Origin of the sequence: Nocardia sp. CC227C (assembly GCF_030767025.1) — a bacterium.
Lineage (GTDB): Bacteria > Actinomycetota > Actinomycetes > Mycobacteriales > Mycobacteriaceae > Nocardia.
The window spans coordinates 311,833-328,483 of the sequence record NZ_JASITE010000007.1 but is presented as its reverse complement, the minus strand read 5'-3'; the positions used below and the strand labels follow the sequence as shown (position 1 = coordinate 328,483).

The following is a 16,651-nucleotide window of genomic DNA, read 5'->3' as shown; positions in this document are numbered from 1 at the left end:
TTCTCTGTGCGAAACATCTTTACCAACTCGGCGATCATCGCAGTAGTATGCGCTGACAGTCAACGTCACAACATCTCAAAGCGTTTCGTTCTGGGAAACACGAGTGGCGGGTGAGGAGTTTGTGATGGATGGACCACTGTCGGGAATCCGGGTGCTGGAGGTGGCGACACTGTTCGCCGGACCGCTGGCGGGCACCCTGCTGGCGGACTTCGGGGCCGAGGTGGTGAAGCTCGAGCATCCGAACGGCGATCCGGTGCGCGGCCACGGCGCGCAACGCGACGGCATCGGCCTCTGGTGGAAGATGCTGGGGCGCAACAAGAAATCGGTGACGCTGTATCTGGGCGCACCGCAAGGCCAGGAGATCTTCCGGCGCATGGTGGCCGACGCCGACGTGGTGATCGAGAACTTCCGACCCGGCACCCTGGAGAGCTGGGGTTTGGGCTATCCCGAACTGCGCGAGATCAACCCCGGGCTGGTGCTGGCCCGGGTGACCGGGTTCGGGCAGGTGGGGCCGTATGCCCGCCGACCCGGCTTCGGCACCCTCGCCGAGGCGATGAGCGGATTCGCCGCCGTCACCGGGGAACCGGACGGCCCGCCCACCCTGCCGCCCTTCGGGCTCGCCGACGGGATCGCCGCGCAGGCAACCGCTTTCGCCATCATGGCGGCGCTGCGCGCCCGGGACCGCGACGGGCACGGCCAGCAGATCGACCTCGCCATCATCGAACCCATTCTCACCCTGCTCGGACCACAGATCATCGCCTACGACCAACTGGGCGAACTCCAGCCACGCATGGGCAACCGCTCCTCGAACAACGCGCCGCGCAATGTCTATCGCACCGCCGACGGCGGGTGGGTGGCGGTGTCCACGAGTGCGCAGTCGGTGGCCGAACGGGTGATGCGACTGGTGGGGCGGCCCGACTTCATCGACGAACCCTGGTTCGCCTCCGGGGCCGAACGCGCCCGGCACGCCGACGAACTCGACGCCGCGGTCGGGGCCTGGATCGCCGACCGCGGCACCGACGAGGTGGTGCGCGCCTTCGAGAAGGCCGAGGCCGCCATCGCGCCGGTCTACACCGCCGCCGACGTCCTGACCGACCCGCAGTACCGGGCGCTGGGCACCATCGCCGAGGTGCCCGACGCCGAACTGGGCACGCTGCGCATGCAGAACGTGCTGTTCCGGCTCTCCGAGACGCCTGGCCGAATCCACTGGGCGGGACCGCCGTTGGGCGCGCACACCGCCGAGGTGCTGGGCGGGTACGGAGTCGACGGCGAGGCACTGGCGGCACTGCGCGACGCGGGGGTGGTCGCATGAGGTCCACGCCCGCCCCGCAGGCCCCGACCGGCCGCGACCCCCTGCTCGACGCGGTGCGCGGCGGGGTCCGGCTGATCGAACTCGGCCAGCCCTTCTTCACCGGGATGCCGTGCTCGCCCAACCATCCCGGCTTCCGGATGACCCTGGCGCGGCGGCACGGCGATCTGGTGCGGCCCGACGGCGGTTCGGCCGCCAATGAGGTCATCGTGACCGGCGGGCACGTCGGCACCCATATCGACGCGCTCAGCCACGTCAGCCACGACGGCCTGCTGCACGGCGGCATCGACGCCGCGACCGCCCAGCGGGGCGGGGCGTTCAGCGCCCACGGCGCGGAACTGCTGCCGGGCTTCCTGCGTCGCGGCCTCCTGTTCGATATCGCCCGCCGCCACGGCACGGAGACGCTGCCGGGCGGATACGAGGTGACGGTCGATGATCTCGAGGGCGCGGCGCGCGACGCCGGGCTCACACCGGAACCCGGTGACGTGCTGCTCATCCGCACCGGCTGGGCGCGGCACTTCGACGACCCGCAGACATATCTCGGTGGTAAGACCGGGGTCCCGGGCGTAGGGGTGGCCGCCGCTCACTGGCTGACCGCGCACGGGGTGGCCGCCACCGGGGCCGACACCACGGCCTACGAGTGCATCGCCCCGGGCGCGGGCCACAGCGTCCTGCCCGTGCACCGGGTGCTCCTGGTCGACTCCGGGATCTACATCCTCGAACACCTCGCCCTCGACCAACTCGCGGCGGCTGAACTCACCGAATTCGTCTTCGTGCTCGCCCCCCTGCGCATTGTCGGCGGCACCGGCTCCCCCGTGCGTCCGCTCGCGGCGGTGAGCCGATGACCGAGACAACCGGGACACCTGCGCCAACCGCGCCAGCTGAGACAACCACGCCACCCGGGGCAACCGGACAAACCACGCCAACCGGGCCCGCCGGGGCAGCAGGGACAACCGGGGCAACAATCATCCATCGACTGGCGGAGTTCGCCGTGGCTGCACGGGATACCGGGGTCGGCCGGGAGTTGCGGGGTGACGCCGCGCGGCGCGTGCTCGACGTGCTCGGCAACAGTTTTGCGGCGCAGCGAGTTCCGGCCGCGGCGACGGTGCGCGCTGTGCTGGCCGAGTGGGGCGGGGCCGCACGGGCCACCGCGCTGGGGTTGCCGGGCCGCTATCCGGAGGCCGCGGCGGCCCTGCTCGGCGGGACGCTGGCACATGCCCTGGATTTCGACGACACCCACCTGCCGTCGGTGCTGCACCCGTCGGCGGCGGTGGTGCCCACCGCGCTGGCCGTCGCCGAGGCCACCGGGGCCAGCGGGGCCGCGCTGCTGGACGCCGTCGCGGTCGGCATCGAGGTCACGGTGCGCACCGGCATGGCCGGATACGACGCGGCACTCGGCAATTCGGTGTTCTTCGAACGCGGCCTGCACGCCACCGCCATTTGCGGGACGCTCGGGGGCGCGGTGGCGGCGGCCATGCTGTACGGCCTGGACGCCTCCGGGATCGCCCATGCGCTCGGCATTGCCGCCAGCATGGGTTCGGGCCTGCTCGAGGCCAATCGCACGGGCGGCACGGTCAAGCGCGTGCACTGCGGCTGGGCCGCGCACGCCGCGGTGACCGCCGCCGGGCTGGCCCGGCACGGCCTCACCGGTCCGCCGACCGTGCTGGAGGGCAGATTCGGTCTGCTGCAAGCCTTCTGCGGCGATCGGGCGCATCCCGACCAGCTGCTGGACCGACTGGGCGAGCACTGGGAGCTGCCCGGGGTGTTCTTCAAACCCTATCCGTGCAATCACTTCACCCACTCCGGTATCGACGCCGCCCGCCGCCTGCGCGACCGGGGTGTCACCGCCGCCGAGATCGTCCGCCTCACCCTGGGCGCACCCGCTCCGGTGCTGCGCACCATCGGCGAACCGGCCGCCGTAAAACAGCGGCCCGAATCCGGCTACCATGCCGCCTTCTCCGGTCCGTACACCGTGGCCGCGGCCCTGCTCGGCGGTGGCGGACTCGGCGTCTTCCACGAGGACTTCACCGATGCGGCCGCCCGCGACCCGGCCCGCCTCGCCCTCGCCGCCAAGGTGGTCTGCGTCGCCGACCCGCGTTGCGACGAGATCTTCCCCCATCAGTTCCCGGCCACCCTGACCGCCGAACTCCGCGACGGCCGCACCCTCACCGAACACGTGGCGGTCAACCGCGGCGGTCCGGGCAACCCCCTGTCCCCTGACGAGCTGGCCACCAAGTTCCGCCTCAACACGGCCGCGGCACTGTCCCCCGCCCACGCCGACGCCATGACCGAAATCGTCTACGGCCTGGCCGATCTCGACGATCCAGGAAAGCTGGTAACCCTGCTACGCTCCCCCGCCTAGCCCTCACCCGCCTGCGCGAGCAGCCCGGCCGCCGGGCTGTTCTCGCACGTCCGCGGCCCGGCGGCAGCACCACCCTGCACAACGTTGCCGACCCCTTCGGCAAGGCCACCACGCCCTCCGACAAGGTGCGCAGCAGTCCGTGCCGCCCGTGCTGACATTCGGCGGGCGGCGAGGCGGTGCTCGAACAGCTGCCGCGAACCTCCCGGGCCTCCTGATCCGGAATCACCGCGATCCCGGCCGCGCCGGAGGGAAGCCTCCGGCGCGGCCGAGCAGCGCGGGGACGGGCTCGCCCAGTACCTCCCCCAGCCAGGTACCGGTCGCGCTCACCGCCTCCGCACGCACCCCGGTGCCGATATTCATGCGGTGCAGCAGATACAGCAGGTCCTCGGTGGCGATATTGCCGGTGGCGGCGGGCGCGAACGGGCAGCCGCCGACGCCGCCGGTGCTGGCGTCCAGGATGCGCGCACCCGCCTCGAGCGCGGCGACCGCATTGGCGTAGCCGGTGTTCCGGGTGTTGTGGAAATGGCAGCGCACGGGGATGCCCGGAGCCAGGGCGGCGACGCCCGCCACCAGGGTGCGCACCCGGTCGGGGGTGCCGACGCCGATGGTGTCGGCCAGCGCGATCTCATCGGGTTCGGCCGTCGCCACCCGGCGGACCAGTTCCAGTACCGCCGCCGACGACACCTCCCCCTCGAAGGGGCAGCCGAAGGCGGCGGCGATGGTCACGGTGCGGCGCAGTCCGTGCGCGGCGGCGCGGCGTGCCAGCGCCGACCAGCGCTCCACGCCCTCGGCGGTGGTGCAGTTCTGATTGCGTCGGCTGAACGTATCCGTCGCCACCACAACGACATTGATCTCGTCGACGTCGGTCGCCAGGGCGCGGTCCAAACCCCGGTCGTTGAACACCAGTCCGGCGTACGAGACGCCGGGGACCCTGGGTACGCCCGCCATCACCGCCTCGGCGTCCGCCATCTGCGGAACTCGTTGCGGATTCACGAAACTCACGGCTTCGATGCGGCGCAGCCCGGCCTCGACCGACCGTTCGATCAGGCGGATCTTGTCGGCTGTCGCGACCAGCGCGCGTTCGTTCTGCAATCCGTCGCGCGGGGCGACCTCCAGCACCGTGACTTCCACGCCCGTCCTCCCGCATTCGTTCATCTTGCCGCACTGTTTCTCTCAGGGATACAGTGTTACCACTTTCGCACACTCACCGGAATGGAGGCGACGCATGGCCGCCGCACCGAACCCGTCCCCCGGGCCGCTGTCCGATCTGCGCGTGATCGAGATGGGCCAACTGCTGGCCGGGCCGTTCTGCGGACAGCTGCTCGGCGACTTCGGAGCGGAGGTGATCAAACTGGAGGCGCCCGGCAGCGGAGATCCCATGCGCCAGTGGGGCCGGGAACAGTCCCAGGGCAAATCGCTGTGGTGGCCGGTGGTGGCGCGCAACAAGAAATCGGTCACCTGCGATCTGCGCCGGGAGGAGGGCCAGCGGCTGGCGCGCGAACTCATCGCCCGCGCCGATATCGTCATCGAGAACTTCCGGCCCGGCACCATGGAACGCTGGGGACTCGACTACGACCGCCTACGGGCCGACAATCCCGGCCTGATCATGGTGCGGGTCACCGGCTACGGCCAGACCGGGCCGTACGCGCCGCGCGCCGGCTACGGCTCCATCGGCGAGGCCATGGGCGGCATCCGCTACACCACCGGCGATCCCGACCACCCGCCCGCGCGCACCGGCATCTCCCTCGGCGACTCGCTCGCCGCCGTCTTCGCCACCATCGGCACCCTGACCGCGCTGCACCACCGGGAACGCACCGGGCAGGGACAGCTGGTGGACTCCGCCATCTACGAGGCGGTGCTGGCCATGATGGAATCGCTGCTGCCCGAATACGCCGTCACCGGCTATCAGCGCGAGCGCACCGGATCGGTGCTGCCGAATGTCGCGCCCAGCAATGTGTATCCCACCGCGGCGGGCGAGATGATCCTCATCGCGGCCAACCAGGACACCGTGTTCGCGCGGCTGGCCGAACTCATGGGCCGCCCCGAATTGGCCACTGACGAACGGTATTCCACGCATACCGGCCGGGGCGCGCGGATGGCCGAACTCGACGAGGTCATCGGCGCGTGGACCGCCACCGCCACCGCCGACGACCTGCTGGAGCGACTGCACCGGGCGGGTGTTCCGGCGGGCCGCATCTTCACCGCCCGGGATATGTTCGCCGATCCGCACTTCGCGGCCCGCGAGGCCATCGTGCGCATCGCGCATCCGGAATTCGGCGAACTGCCCATGCACAATGTGGTGCCCAAACTCAGCGCCACCCCGGGCACCATCCGGCACTGCGGACCGGAACTGGGCGAGCACAATGCCGAGGTGTACGGCGACGTCCTGGGCCTGCCCGCCGACCGCATGGCCGCCCTCGCCGACCACGGCGTGATCTGAGGGGCGTGCGTGTGAAGGATCTCGCCGAGGACGCGCGCAGCGCCGGGTACGGGCAGCGCCTCGGGCCCGGAGCGCGGCCCGCGGTGCTGGTGGTCGACATCTGCGCCGCCTATCTGACCGACGGCTCGCCGCTGCGCGCGCCGGTGGAGTCGGCGGTCGAAGCCGCCGCCGCCGTGGTGCACCGGGCCCGCGCGAGCGGGTACCCGGTGCTGTTCACCCGGGTCAGCTATCGACCGGGCACCGCGGAGGGCGGACTGTTCCGGCGCAAGGTGCCCACCCTGGCGGTCTTCGAGGAGGGCAATCCGCTTGCCGACTTCCTCGACGACCCCGCACCGCTGCGCGGCGAATGCGTGGTGGTCAAGCAGTACCCCAGCGCCTTCCACGGCACCGCCCTGGCCGCCAACCTGACGGCGGCCGGAATCGACACGCTGCTCATCACCGGCCTGACGACCAGCGGCTGTGTCCGCGCCACCGCCACCGACGCGCTGCAACACGGCTTCCGCCCCATGGTGGTCGCCGACGCGTGCGGCGACCGCGATCCGCGCCTGCACGACGCCAATCTCTACGATCTGGACGCGAAATACGCCGACGTCCTGAGCCTGGACGCGGCACTGCGCCTACTGCCCTGACCTCGCCCGCGCCCGTGCCGCCGAGTGCGGGGCGGGCACCCGGCGCGGACACTCGCGCCGGGCGTGATCGGATCGGTCGGACACGCCAGGCACAATCAGGACATGCCAGACGGTCCCAAGCCCACCTCCGAGCACGCCGGGTACTCCGTGCGCACGGTGGCCGAGCGGATCGGGGTGCCCACCGCCACCCTGCGCAGTTGGAACCGGCGCTACGGCATCGGACCGCAGCAGGACCGGCCGGGTCGGCACCGCCTGTACACCGAGGCCGACATCGCCGTGCTCACCCGGATGGTGGATCTCATCCGAGCGGGTGCGACCCCGGCCGGAGCCGCCGCGACCGCCCGCGGTCCCGCGCTGTCCCTCGGCGACAAGGCCGCGCTGCTCACCGCCGCGTTCGCCCTGGAGAGCCGGGCGGTATGCGCGCTGCTGGACACCCACCTGCGCGATTACGGGGTGATCGACACCTGGGATCGGCTGTGCCGCCCCGCCTTCGCCGATATCGTGGCGCGCCAGCTCGGCGGGGAGGGCTGCGTCGATGTGGAGCACCTGCTGTCCTGGTGCATCATCGCCACCCTGCACCGTGCCGCTCCCCCGCCCGACACACCGCCCGGATCGCCGGTGCTGGCCTGTACCAGCGGCGAAACCCACTCGCTACCACTGGAAGTGCTCCGCGCGGCGCTGGCCGAACGCGGCACGGGCGCGCATATGCTCGGCCCGGACGTGCCGACCGCCGCCCTGGCCGACACCCTGGCGCGGGTGCCGTCCCCGGCCACCGTGCTGTTGTGGTCGCAGCAGGAGTCCACCGCGCTCACCTCGGCGATCCGGGTGTGCGACGACGCCGACGCGACGGTCTACCTCGGCGGCCCCGGCTGGGACACCCTCATCCTGCCCGAGTCCGCCACCCGGCTGGACAGTCTCAGCGCGGCGGTCGATCGTCTCGGCTGAGTTCGTCCACCGCGGCCACGGCCGCCTCGAGCGAGTCGACGTGGCGGATACCGTGCGCGAATTCCTTTCCCGCCCAGCCCGGTCCGGCCAGCACCAGGTCGATGGCGGGATTGTCGGCGATCCGAATCGGTTCCGGGCGCGCCGTATCCGATGTCTTCGACCACAGCACCACGACGGCCGGACCGGCCCGGCGGGCGAGCGCGTCCAGCAGGGCGTCGGCGGGGACGGCCGCCCCGAGCATCAGGGTGGGCCGCCCCTGTTCGGCCAGCGCGGCCCGCAACACCTCGAGCGGCAGCACGTGATGCTCCTCGGCCGCGCAGGCCAGCACGACCGGCCGCTGCCGATCCTTGTCGGTCAGGGCGGGCACGGTGCGGTGCAGGCCGGTGGTCAGGGCCCACGACAGCACATGCTCCACATCGATATAGCCGTCACCGCGCCGCTGCCGCTCCACGATCGCGCCGAAGGCGGGGCGGCACAGCCGATTCCACGTCTCCACCACCCCGTGGTGCGCCAGGTGCGCGGTGACCAGTGCGAGCAGTCCGGAGACGTCCATACGTTCGGCGGCGGCCACCACCGGACCGACGTCGCCGAGCGGGGGCGCGGGTCCGAGCACGGTTTTCGCCGCCCGCGCCGCGCTGACCGGGCTGGCCCCGGCCCGCACCAGTTCCACCATGCGCGTCACCACGGCGAGATCCTCGGTGGTGTAGTGGCGGTGGCGGCCGGGCCGATGCCGTTGCGGGCCGAGACCGTAGCGCTGATTCCAGCTGCGCAGCGTCGCGACGGGAAGGCCGAGCAGCTTCGCCACCGAGCCGACCGTGTACTCGGTCACGACGGGCACCTCGGTCGACTCGGTCGCAACGGTCGACTCGGTCGACTCGGTCGCAACAGGCACCTCGGTCGGCCCGGTCGCAACAGGCACCTCGGTCGGCTCGGTAGGCTCGGTCGCAACGGGAGCCTCCGTCGGCTCGGTGGACCCGGTCGCAACGGGAGCCTCGGTCGGCTCGATGAGCTCGGTCCGCGCCGGATCGGTGCGCATCAGCGCACCACGTCGTTCCCGCCGGACGCGCGCCTACCCGCACCCCACCGCCCGTATCCGGCGCTCAGGGCACACAGCAGTGCCCAGCCGGACGTCACCAGCAGGGTCTTCGGCCGTTCGGGACGGCCGCGCAGCGCTCGGGCGAGCACGGCGGTGTCGGCGGTGTCGGACGCCACCCGGATCGCGGTGGCGGCCCGCCGCGCGCGCGGGTCGCTCGCTCCCGCCATGACCAGCCCGCAGGCCAGGTCCCGCAGCGCGATCAGGCGGGCCAGCGGCCGCAACTCCGGTTCCTCGTCGGTGCCCAATCCGGCCGGGTGCAGCATGATCTCGGGCCGGATGGCCACCGCGAGACCGTAGCCCGCCGTCGCGAGGCCCAGTAGCCGGGTCGGGGTAGCGGGGTTCATCGGGTCACCTCCGGATGTTCGAGGACGAGTTGCACCACATTCAGGTAGCCGGATCGGAAGCCCGCTTCCGAGTAGGCCAGGTAGAACCGCCACATCCTGCGGAAGGTGCGGTCGAAACCCTGTGCGGCCATCTGGTCGGTGGCGGCGGTGAACCGCTCCCGCCACAACCGCAGGGTGTGCGCGTAGTGTTGTCCGATCGCCTGCCGCTGGCGCACCCGCAGTCCGGTATGGTCCGAAAGCCGTTGGGTGAGCAGCGTTTCCGAGGGCAGGAAACCGCCGGGGAAGATGTATTTGTGCACCCAGGTGTAGGTGCGTCTACTGGCGAGCATCCGGTCGTGCGGCATGGTGATGGCCTGGACGGCGATCCGGCCACCGGGGGCCAGCACCCGTTCCAGGGTGGTCAGGTAGTCGGGCAGGTACTCGTAGCCGACCGCCTCGATCATCTCCACCGACACCACGGCGTCGTAGTGGCCGTCCACGGCGCGGTAGTCGAGCAGGTCGATGGTGACCCGGTCCGTCAGCCCGGCCGCGGCGACGCGTTCGCGGGCCAGTCGGCGCTGCTCCCGGGAGAGCGTGATGGATCGCACCGTGGCCCCGCGGGCCGCCGCCCGGATGGCCAATTCGCCCCAGCCGGTGCCGATTTCGAGTACCGAGGTGCCCGGTCCGACACCGGCGGCGTCCAGCAGTCGGTCGATCTTGCGGCGCTGGGCGGCGGCGAGGTCGTCCCATACCGGCGGCGGGTCCGGCCGGTCGAAGTCCGCCGCGGAGTAGGTCATGGTCTCGTCCAGCCACAGCGCGAAGAAGTCGTTGGACAGGTCGTAGTGGTGTGCCGCATTGCGCGCCGCGCCCGATTCGGTGGCGCGCATGCCGCGCGGCAGCGTCGGCAGGCACAGCGTCCGCAGGGTTTGCAGCAACGGCGGGACCAACCGGTCGATATGCGCGGCGAGGACGGTGAGCACACCGGGCAGATCCGGCGCGGACCACTCGCCGGCCATGTACGACTCGCCGAAGCCGATGAGGCCGCCGACCGCGATCCGGCCGGCGAGGCCGTCGGGGTCGTGGATGAGCATGCGGGGTGCCGCCGGGTCGTCGGCGCGGCCCAGGACGCGACCGTCCGGCAACTCGACCAACAGCGGCAACCGTCGCACGGCGTTGCGGAACAGTGCGGCCGCCACCGGCCGTCCCAGGGCGGCCCGCCAGCGGCGCGGCACCCGGTGCAGTTCGGCCCAGCGGTCGTCACGCGGTACTCGGTGCAGTTCGGCCCAGCGCTCGTCACGCGGCACTCGGTGCAGTTCAGCCCAGCGCTCGTCACGCGATTCGGCTTCACACGGCTCGGTTTCGCGCGGCCCGGCATCACGCGGGCCAGCTCCACGCGGGCCAGCTCCACGCGGCCCGGCATCACACGACCCGGCATCACGCGGGCCAGCTCCACGCGCCCCGGCTTCGCGCGACCCGGCATCACGCGACCCAGCATCACGCGGGCCAGCGTCACACGACCCGGCATCACGCGGCCCAGCGTCGCGGGGGTCGACCGGTGCGCTCGCGCGCGGGCAGTGGGATGTGGTCACGACAGCCTCCTACGAGATGTGTTGTGGTCGAGGCAGTACCGGCAGGCCGCGCGCCCACAGCCGCAGCCCCTGCCAGCGGATGCGCGCCGTCACCCGCCAGGTCTCCAGCGGGTGGGCGAGCAGCACGCGCAGCAGGGTGTGCGGGTCGGCGGGCAGTACGCGTCCGGACATGCTGGCGGCGAAGCAGGTTCGCCCGTCCGGCCGGTCCAGGACGATCGCCAGGCGCAGCCGGTCGGTCGGCACCGGGGTGCGCAGCCGGTAGCGTCCGGTCACCGAATTGAACGGCGAGACGTAGAACCGTTTGTCCACGGTCGATTCCGCGTGCGCGTCCGGTTCCACCACGTAGCGGTGCACGCCGCCGTAGGTGTTGTGCACCTCGGCGACCACGGCGCGCAGCGCTCCGGCGCGGTCGTGGCACCAGTACACGGTCAGCGGATTGAAGACGTAGCCGAGCACGCGAGCATTGGTGAGCATGAGGACGCGCCCACCGCCCGCGTCGATCCCGGCGTCGGCCAGGCAGCGGTCCACCACGGCCCGCGCGCCCACCGCGTCCCGGCTCTCGTCGAAGCGCGCGAACGGCCGCAGGTACCACGGCAGCGACGGCAGTTCGTCGAGGTCGACCAGCCAGCTGTAGCTGCGGTAGCTGAACCGGTGCCGGACCGGTTCGGTGCGGGTGTGCCGGATGACGGTCCGCACCAGCCGCGGCGCGGTCACGACTGCCCGCCTACGGCAACGGGAACCGCGGCAGGGCGCCGCGGCCACCGGCCGCCGATGCGTTCGGCGGCGCGCAGCCCTGACAGCGCACCGTCCTCGTGGAACCCCCACCCGTGGTACGCGCCCGCGAAAGCCACCGTGTGATCGCCGATTTCGGGCAGGCGGCGGCGCGCGGCCATGGAATTCGGGGTGTACTGCGGATGTTCGTAGGTCATGGTGGCGAGCACGGTCTCGGGCGCGACCCGGTCGCCGTCGCCCAGGGTGACCAGGAAGCGCCGGTCGGCGAGCCCGGTCAGCCGCTGCAATCGGGTGACGTCGTAGCTGACCAGCACGCGGTCGGGGGCGGCGGCGCAATCGGGCAGCCGGTAATTCCAGGAGGCCCGCGCGCCGCAGCGGCGCGGCAGCACCGATTCGTCGGTGTGCAGGATGGTGTGGTTCACCGAATACGGCAGCGCCCCCAGGATTTCGGACTCGGCCGTCGTCGGGGCTGCCAGCAGCCGCAGCGCCTGATCGGGATGGGTGGCGATGACGGCGGCGTCGAAGAAGTCCACCCGGTCGGCGTCGTCGCGCACCGCGACCGTTCGCGCGCCCCGGTGCACGGCCCGCACCGGGGTCCCGATCCGCACCGCGTGCATCCGGTCGGCGATGGCCCGCACATAGCCTGCCGATCCGCCGGTGACGGTGCGCCAGGGCGGCGACCCGAACACGGTGAGCATGCCGTGGTGGTCGAGGAAGGTCAGCAGGTACCGCGCCGGGTACTCCAGCGCCCGCCGCGGCGGGCACGACCACACCGCGGCGACCAGCGGCACCATGAAATGCGAGGTGAAATACGGCGAGAACCGGCCTGCCGCGAGGAATTCCCCGAGCGTGCGCCCGGCGTCGCCCCCGTGGTCGGCGAGTTCGTCGCGGGCGAGCCGGTGGAAGCGCAGGATCTCGCCGAGCATGCCCAGATACCGGCCGCGCCGCAGGGTGCCCGCTTCCGGGAACAGTCCGCGCGGACCCTTCGCGCCCGCGTACTCGAGGCCGCAGCCGTCGCAACGCACCGACATCGACATATCGGATTCCTGTGTGCGGACGCCCAATTCGCCGAACAGCCGCAGCAAGGTCGGGTAGGTGCGGTCGTTGTGCACCAGGAATCCCGAGTCGACGCCGAGGGCGTCGCCCGAACCGTCGCGGCGCGCCGCCACCCGGTGCGTGTGCGCGTGCCCGCCCAACCGGCCGTCGGCCTCGTACAGCACCACATCGGCGTCGCGGGCCAGCACCCAGGCGGCGGTCAGCCCCGACACGCCGCTGCCGATCACCGCCACCCGGCGGTTGGCTCCGGTCAACGCTCGCACAGCGGCACGATCCGCTCATCGCCGCCGGTGGTGGGCGAGGTCAGGAACAGGCAGGAGTTCATGCCCGCCGCGTCGATGGCGGCCCGGATGGCGGACCAGTCGTCCGCGCTGCGGGTCGGGGTGCGCGAGAGCACGAATCCGGAGGTGCGCTCCGGGTTCACGACCAGCGCCCAGGAGTAGTCCGGGTCGATCGCGGTGACCACGTAGTTGGTGGGCGGGTCGGGTTGGTTCCAGAAGGTGACGCCCAATTGCGCCTTGGTCACCGGGTCGTTCACCTCGGCCCTGCCGACGATCTCGTCGGTGGTGCCGAACCAGGTGGTGCAGCGGTTGCGGACCGTGATGTCGCCACCGGGCGCGAGGCCGTAGTCGGCGCGGGTGTCGCGGGCGCAGGCGAGGTTGAACGGCTGCGGAATGGCGGCCAGCTGCTGCCACGTGCCCAGGTACCGCTCGACGTCGAGCCGCGGCACCGGAGTCACGGGCGCGGAAGTCACGGGCGCCGCCGCCGCGGACGCCGGGAACAACAGGCCGCCGGTGAGCGCGGCCGCCGCCGCGAGCAGGACCGCCGACATTCTCCGGTGCCGTCGATGTGCCTTCATCGTTCTCCACTCCTTCGCGCGAGTCGCGGGATTCGGTCGACGTGCTGGTGTCCACAGCGTAGCGTAGAAACGATGCAAAAACGATGCAGCGCGAACGGAACGCATCGCCAGCAGGAAGGTGACCGACCATGCCCTCCCGGCCCGCCGATCGACTCGACGCCCTACTCGACCGAACCGTGGTGCTCGGTTACACCCGCCCCGGCTTCCACTGGCGACGGCGGTCCTGGGAGCCGATCCCCGCGCATGCGCTGCGCGGCCGCCGCGCGTTGGTCACCGGCGCGAACTCGGGCATCGGCAAGGCGACGGCGACCGGCCTGGCCCGGCTCGGCGCGCAGGTGACGCTGCTGGTGCGCGATACCGAGCGCGGCCGTCGCGCGGCCGACGACATCGCCGCCGCCGTTGCCGGCAGCGCACCGCGCGTGGACCGGTGCGACGTGGCGAACTCGGCGCACGTGCGGGCCTACGCCAGCGCCCGCGCCGACAGTGGCGAACCGCTCGACATCGTGGTCCACAATGCCGGGGTGCTGCCGCCCACCCGGACCGAGAGCCCGGACGGCCACGAACTCTCCCTGGCGACCCATGTGCTCGGCCCGCTGCTGATGACCGAACTGCTCGCACCCGCCCTCGCCCGGTCGGACTCGGCGCGGGTGATTCTCATGTCCTCGGGCGGCATGTACACCCAACCGCTGCCGGTGGCCGACCTCGAATACCGCACCGGCCGGTACCGGGGTGCGGTGGCGTACGCGCGCAGCAAACGCGTACAGGTGGCACTCACCCCGGTACTCGCCGAACGCTATGCCGCGCAGGGTATCTCGGTGCACGCCATGCATCCGGGCTGGGTGGACACCCCGGGCATCAGCTCGGCCCTCCCCGGCTTCCGGCGCTTGGTCCGGCCGCTGTTGCGCACCGCCGCGGAGGGCGCGGACACGGCGGTGTGGCTGGCCGCCGCCGACGTGCCGTCCGGGCAGTTCTGGCACGATCGGCGGCCGCGGCCAACGCATTGTTCGAACCGCACCCGCGACCTGCCCGGCGACCGCGAGCGCGTGTGGCGGTACTGCGCGGCGGCGGCCGGTATCGACCCGCACGGCCCACGCGACTGAAGCTCGGCTGGTCGATCGCCGAGATCCGGTCACATGCCCCGGAATTCGACGATGGGGGCCGGATACACCGTGGCGGGCACGTCCGCCCGCCACGGCCGGTGCACCGCACCGCCCGGCAGATCCGCGAGCTCCGGCAGCCAGCGGCGCACGTACTCCCCGTCGGGGTCGTAGCGTTCGGACTGCAACAGCGGGTTGAGCACCCGGCTGGACCGGGTGTCGGTACCGGTTCCGGCGGCCCACTGCCAGTTCAGGCGGTTGTTGGCGAGATCGGCGTCGACCAGCCAGCGCTCGAAGTGCGCGGCCCCCAGCCGCCAGTCCACGCGCAGCGTCTTGCTCAGGAAGCTGGCCGCGATCAGGCGGGCCCGCCCCGGCATCCAGCCCTGGGCGAGCAGCTGCCGCATGGCCGCGTCCACGACCGGGTAGCCGGTGCGCCCGGCCCGCCACGCTTCCAGGCCCGTGCGGTCGTCGACCCAGGTCCGGCTCTCGGACCGGTAGTCCGCGCGTGCGACCTCGGTGCGGTCGGCCAGCACCTGGTGGTGGAAGTCGCGCCAGGCCACCTGCCGCACGAAGGCGTGGCCGCCCGCGGTGGAGGCATCGGTGCGGCACACCACCTCCGCCGCCGACAGGCAGCCGAAGTGCAGATAGGGCGACAGGCCCGAGGTGCCCTCGACCGCCAGCAGATCCTTGCGGTCCGCGTACTGCTCCACCGGCCCGGACAACCAGTGCGCCAGCAGCTCACGCCCGGTGATCTCACCGCCGACCCGCAGGCCCGGCGAACCCGGCGCGCCACACAGCTCGGCCGGGTCGGGTATCGGATCGCCGGCGATCTCGGGCACGGTCATCGCATCGGGGGCGGGCAGCGGCCGCCGCACGGGCGTTTCCAGCCAGCGGCGGAAATAGGGCGTGAACACCGCGTAGTGGCCGCGGCCGGTATCGGGTTTCACCTCGGCGGGATCCACGGCGGTGATCGACGCCGGATGCGTGCGCAACCGGCGGCCACCGGCCGAGAGTCGCTCCCACAGGGCGTTCTCGCGGTGGCGGCTGTAGTGGCTCACGTCCTCGGCGATGTGCACGGTGCGCGCCCCGACCTCGGCCGCCACCCGTTCGACCTCGTCGACCACGCGCCCGTGCCGCACGATCAGCCGTCCGCCCCGGGACCGCAGCTCCGCGTCCAGTTCGGTGAGCGCGGCGCACAGGAAGCGCACCCGGTTCGGCGCGGCCGCTCTCGACAGGATGGCCTCGTCGACGACGAAGAGCGGCACCACCTCCGTCCCCTCGCGGTGGGCGGCGGCGAGCGCCGGATTGTCACGCATGCGTAGGTCGCGGGTGAACAGCGCGATGGAGGCAGCCATCTCGCCATCATAATCCGAATCGATGCATAACCGATTCACACCGGACGGTAGCGAACGCCCGCGTTTGTGGAAATGCCCTGTCGATGTGACACTATCGGCTGTATCCGCTTACGAAACGGTGTTTCGCACAAGAGAACAGAGGTACGTATGGGAGCGCATCCGAACGGCTGGTGGATCCTGCTGCACCTGGTGCTGTTCGTATTCTGGCTGGGCGGCGATCTGGGCGTGTACTACTCCAGCCGCTTCGTGATCGATCCGAAGCTCACCCCGGCCGCCCGGTCCTCCGCACTGGCCATCATGAGCGGACTCGATCTCGGCCCGAAGATCTGCCTGGTGCTGTTCCTGCCCAGCGGCGTCACCCTGATGGCCCTGGAGCCGCACGGCGCGTCGCTGTTCGGAATCGATTTCTTCCCTTGGTGGTTCGTCGTGGCGGTCTGGCTGTTCGCGGCGGTGTGGCTGACACTGGCCGTCATCGCGCACCGCACGCACGGACGCATCGCGGGCATCTATCGCGCCGACCTCGCCATCCGGGTGGCCGTCGTCGCGGGGGCGGTGCTCTCGGGCGGGTACGCGCTGGTGGCCGCCGAGCCGTTCGGCGTCAGCACCGATCCGCGCTGGCTCGGCGGCAAGATCGTGCTCTACGGCATCGCCATCGCGGCGGGGCTGGGCATCCGAATGACCTTGCGCCCCTTCGGCCCCGCCTTCGCGACCCTGATGTCCTCGGGCTCCAGCGAGTCGGTGGAGCGCACCCTGCGACGCAGCGTGGACGGCTGCCTGCCCTATGTGTGGGCGATCTGGGGCAGTGTGCTCGCGGCGGCGGCACTGGGCGTGCTCAAGCCCGGCGCGGACCTGTGAGGGC

The 16,651-nt window shown here is 71.8% G+C and carries 16 protein-coding genes; 8 read left to right on the top strand and 8 right to left on the bottom strand.

Annotation, left to right across the window (positions count from 1 at the left end; genetic code table 11):
- Nucleotides 1-124: 124 nt before the first annotated feature.
- The 3 genes from QMO76_RS17120 to QMO76_RS17110 all read left to right on the top strand — a co-directional run bounded on the left by QMO76_RS17120 (nucleotide 125) and on the right by QMO76_RS17110 (nucleotide 3,671).
- A complete protein-coding gene (locus tag QMO76_RS17120) occupies nucleotides 125-1,312 on the top strand; it encodes a CaiB/BaiF CoA-transferase family protein (RefSeq protein ID WP_306362294.1) in 1,188 nt (395 codons plus the stop codon).
- Nucleotides 1,309-2,154 (top strand): cyclase family protein, encoded by an 846-nt coding sequence (locus QMO76_RS17115; RefSeq protein WP_306362293.1) that lies wholly within the window; start codon nucleotides 1,309-1,311, stop codon nucleotides 2,152-2,154. The genes QMO76_RS17120 and QMO76_RS17115 overlap by 4 nt, the downstream gene beginning before the upstream one ends.
- Nucleotides 2,155-2,273: 119 nt before the next feature.
- Entirely contained in the window at nucleotides 2,274-3,671 is a 1,398-nt protein-coding gene (locus QMO76_RS17110) for an MmgE/PrpD family protein (RefSeq protein ID WP_306362372.1), read from the top strand.
- Nucleotides 3,672-3,893: 222 nt separating this feature from the next.
- On the opposite strand, the gene QMO76_RS17105 is transcribed toward QMO76_RS17110, so the two are convergent.
- Nucleotides 3,894-4,826: a hydroxymethylglutaryl-CoA lyase gene (locus QMO76_RS17105; RefSeq protein WP_306362292.1), complete on the bottom strand. Its 933-nt coding sequence runs from the start codon at nucleotides 4,824-4,826 to the stop codon at nucleotides 3,894-3,896.
- 70 nt (nucleotides 4,827-4,896) lie between these two features.
- Between QMO76_RS17105 and QMO76_RS17100 the strand changes: the two genes are divergently transcribed.
- From QMO76_RS17100 to QMO76_RS17090, 3 genes are all read left to right on the top strand, one after another.
- Complete coding sequence (locus QMO76_RS17100) at nucleotides 4,897-6,111, top strand: CaiB/BaiF CoA-transferase family protein (protein ID WP_306362291.1); 1,215 nt, start codon at nucleotides 4,897-4,899, stop codon at nucleotides 6,109-6,111.
- Between the two features lie 11 nt (nucleotides 6,112-6,122).
- Entirely contained in the window at nucleotides 6,123-6,740 is a 618-nt protein-coding gene (locus QMO76_RS17095; protein WP_306362290.1) for an isochorismatase family protein, read from the top strand.
- A 102-nt stretch (nucleotides 6,741-6,842) separates the two neighbouring features.
- Entirely contained in the window at nucleotides 6,843-7,685 is an 843-nt protein-coding gene (locus tag QMO76_RS17090) for a MerR family transcriptional regulator (RefSeq protein WP_306362289.1), read from the top strand.
- Here QMO76_RS17090 and QMO76_RS17085 read toward each other — a convergent pair.
- From QMO76_RS17085 to QMO76_RS17060, 6 genes are all read right to left on the bottom strand, one after another.
- Nucleotides 7,657-8,514: a MerR family transcriptional regulator gene (locus QMO76_RS17085; protein WP_306362288.1), complete on the bottom strand. Its 858-nt coding sequence runs from the start codon at nucleotides 8,512-8,514 to the stop codon at nucleotides 7,657-7,659. The genes QMO76_RS17090 and QMO76_RS17085 overlap by 29 nt on opposite strands.
- A 206-nt stretch (nucleotides 8,515-8,720) precedes the next feature.
- A complete protein-coding gene (locus QMO76_RS17080; RefSeq protein WP_306362287.1) occupies nucleotides 8,721-9,125 on the bottom strand; it encodes a hypothetical protein in 405 nt (134 codons plus the stop codon).
- Nucleotides 9,122-10,408 (bottom strand): class I SAM-dependent methyltransferase, encoded by a 1,287-nt coding sequence (locus QMO76_RS17075; protein ID WP_372341992.1) that lies wholly within the window; start codon nucleotides 10,406-10,408, stop codon nucleotides 9,122-9,124. The genes QMO76_RS17080 and QMO76_RS17075 overlap by 4 nt, the downstream gene beginning before the upstream one ends.
- A gap of 294 nt (nucleotides 10,409-10,702) precedes the next feature.
- Nucleotides 10,703-11,407, bottom strand: a complete 705-nt coding sequence (locus tag QMO76_RS17070; RefSeq protein WP_306362286.1) for a DUF1365 domain-containing protein — start codon at nucleotides 11,405-11,407, stop codon at nucleotides 10,703-10,705.
- The gene (locus QMO76_RS17065; protein WP_306362370.1) at nucleotides 11,404-12,735 is read right to left on the bottom strand and encodes an NAD(P)/FAD-dependent oxidoreductase; all 1,332 of its coding nucleotides are present in this window, start codon (nucleotides 12,733-12,735) and stop codon (nucleotides 11,404-11,406) included. Before QMO76_RS17065 ends, QMO76_RS17070 begins: the two co-directional genes overlap by 4 nt.
- A complete protein-coding gene (locus QMO76_RS17060; protein ID WP_306362285.1) occupies nucleotides 12,732-13,340 on the bottom strand; it encodes a lipocalin family protein in 609 nt (202 codons plus the stop codon). The genes QMO76_RS17065 and QMO76_RS17060 overlap by 4 nt, the downstream gene beginning before the upstream one ends.
- A gap of 128 nt (nucleotides 13,341-13,468) precedes the next feature.
- On the opposite strand from QMO76_RS17060, the gene QMO76_RS17055 reads away from it, so the two are divergent.
- The gene (locus QMO76_RS17055; RefSeq protein ID WP_306362284.1) at nucleotides 13,469-14,440 is read left to right on the top strand and encodes an SDR family NAD(P)-dependent oxidoreductase; all 972 of its coding nucleotides are present in this window, start codon (nucleotides 13,469-13,471) and stop codon (nucleotides 14,438-14,440) included.
- Nucleotides 14,441-14,469: 29 nt separating this feature from the next.
- On the opposite strand, the gene QMO76_RS17050 is transcribed toward QMO76_RS17055, so the two are convergent.
- Entirely contained in the window at nucleotides 14,470-15,792 is a 1,323-nt protein-coding gene (locus QMO76_RS17050; RefSeq protein WP_306362283.1) for a deoxyribodipyrimidine photo-lyase, read from the bottom strand.
- A 147-nt stretch (nucleotides 15,793-15,939) separates the two neighbouring features.
- Between QMO76_RS17050 and QMO76_RS17045 the strand changes: the two genes are divergently transcribed.
- Complete coding sequence (locus tag QMO76_RS17045) at nucleotides 15,940-16,647, top strand: hypothetical protein (protein ID WP_306362282.1); 708 nt, start codon at nucleotides 15,940-15,942, stop codon at nucleotides 16,645-16,647.
- The last annotated feature ends 4 nt before the right edge of the window (nucleotides 16,648-16,651 follow it).

Excerpts from the sequence above, each read along its gene's own strand:
- QMO76_RS17120 (WP_306362294.1), top strand. The coding sequence starts at position 125 with ATGGATGGACCACTGTCGGGAATCCGGGTGCTGGAGGTGGCGACACTG.
- QMO76_RS17115 (WP_306362293.1), top strand. The coding sequence starts at position 1,309 with ATGAGGTCCACGCCCGCCCCGCAGGCCCCGACCGGCCGCGACCCCCTG.
- QMO76_RS17105 (WP_306362292.1), bottom strand. The coding sequence starts at position 4,826 with ATGAACGAATGCGGGAGGACGGGCGTGGAAGTCACGGTGCTGGAGGTC.
- QMO76_RS17100 (WP_306362291.1), top strand. The coding sequence starts at position 4,897 with ATGGCCGCCGCACCGAACCCGTCCCCCGGGCCGCTGTCCGATCTGCGC.
- QMO76_RS17090 (WP_306362289.1), top strand. The coding sequence starts at position 6,843 with ATGCCAGACGGTCCCAAGCCCACCTCCGAGCACGCCGGGTACTCCGTG.
- QMO76_RS17080 (WP_306362287.1), bottom strand. The coding sequence starts at position 9,125 with ATGAACCCCGCTACCCCGACCCGGCTACTGGGCCTCGCGACGGCGGGC.
- QMO76_RS17060 (WP_306362285.1), bottom strand. The coding sequence starts at position 13,340 with ATGAAGGCACATCGACGGCACCGGAGAATGTCGGCGGTCCTGCTCGCG.
- QMO76_RS17055 (WP_306362284.1), top strand. The coding sequence starts at position 13,469 with ATGCCCTCCCGGCCCGCCGATCGACTCGACGCCCTACTCGACCGAACC.
- QMO76_RS17050 (WP_306362283.1), bottom strand. The coding sequence starts at position 15,792 with ATGGCTGCCTCCATCGCGCTGTTCACCCGCGACCTACGCATGCGTGAC.
- QMO76_RS17045 (WP_306362282.1), top strand. The coding sequence starts at position 15,940 with ATGGGAGCGCATCCGAACGGCTGGTGGATCCTGCTGCACCTGGTGCTG.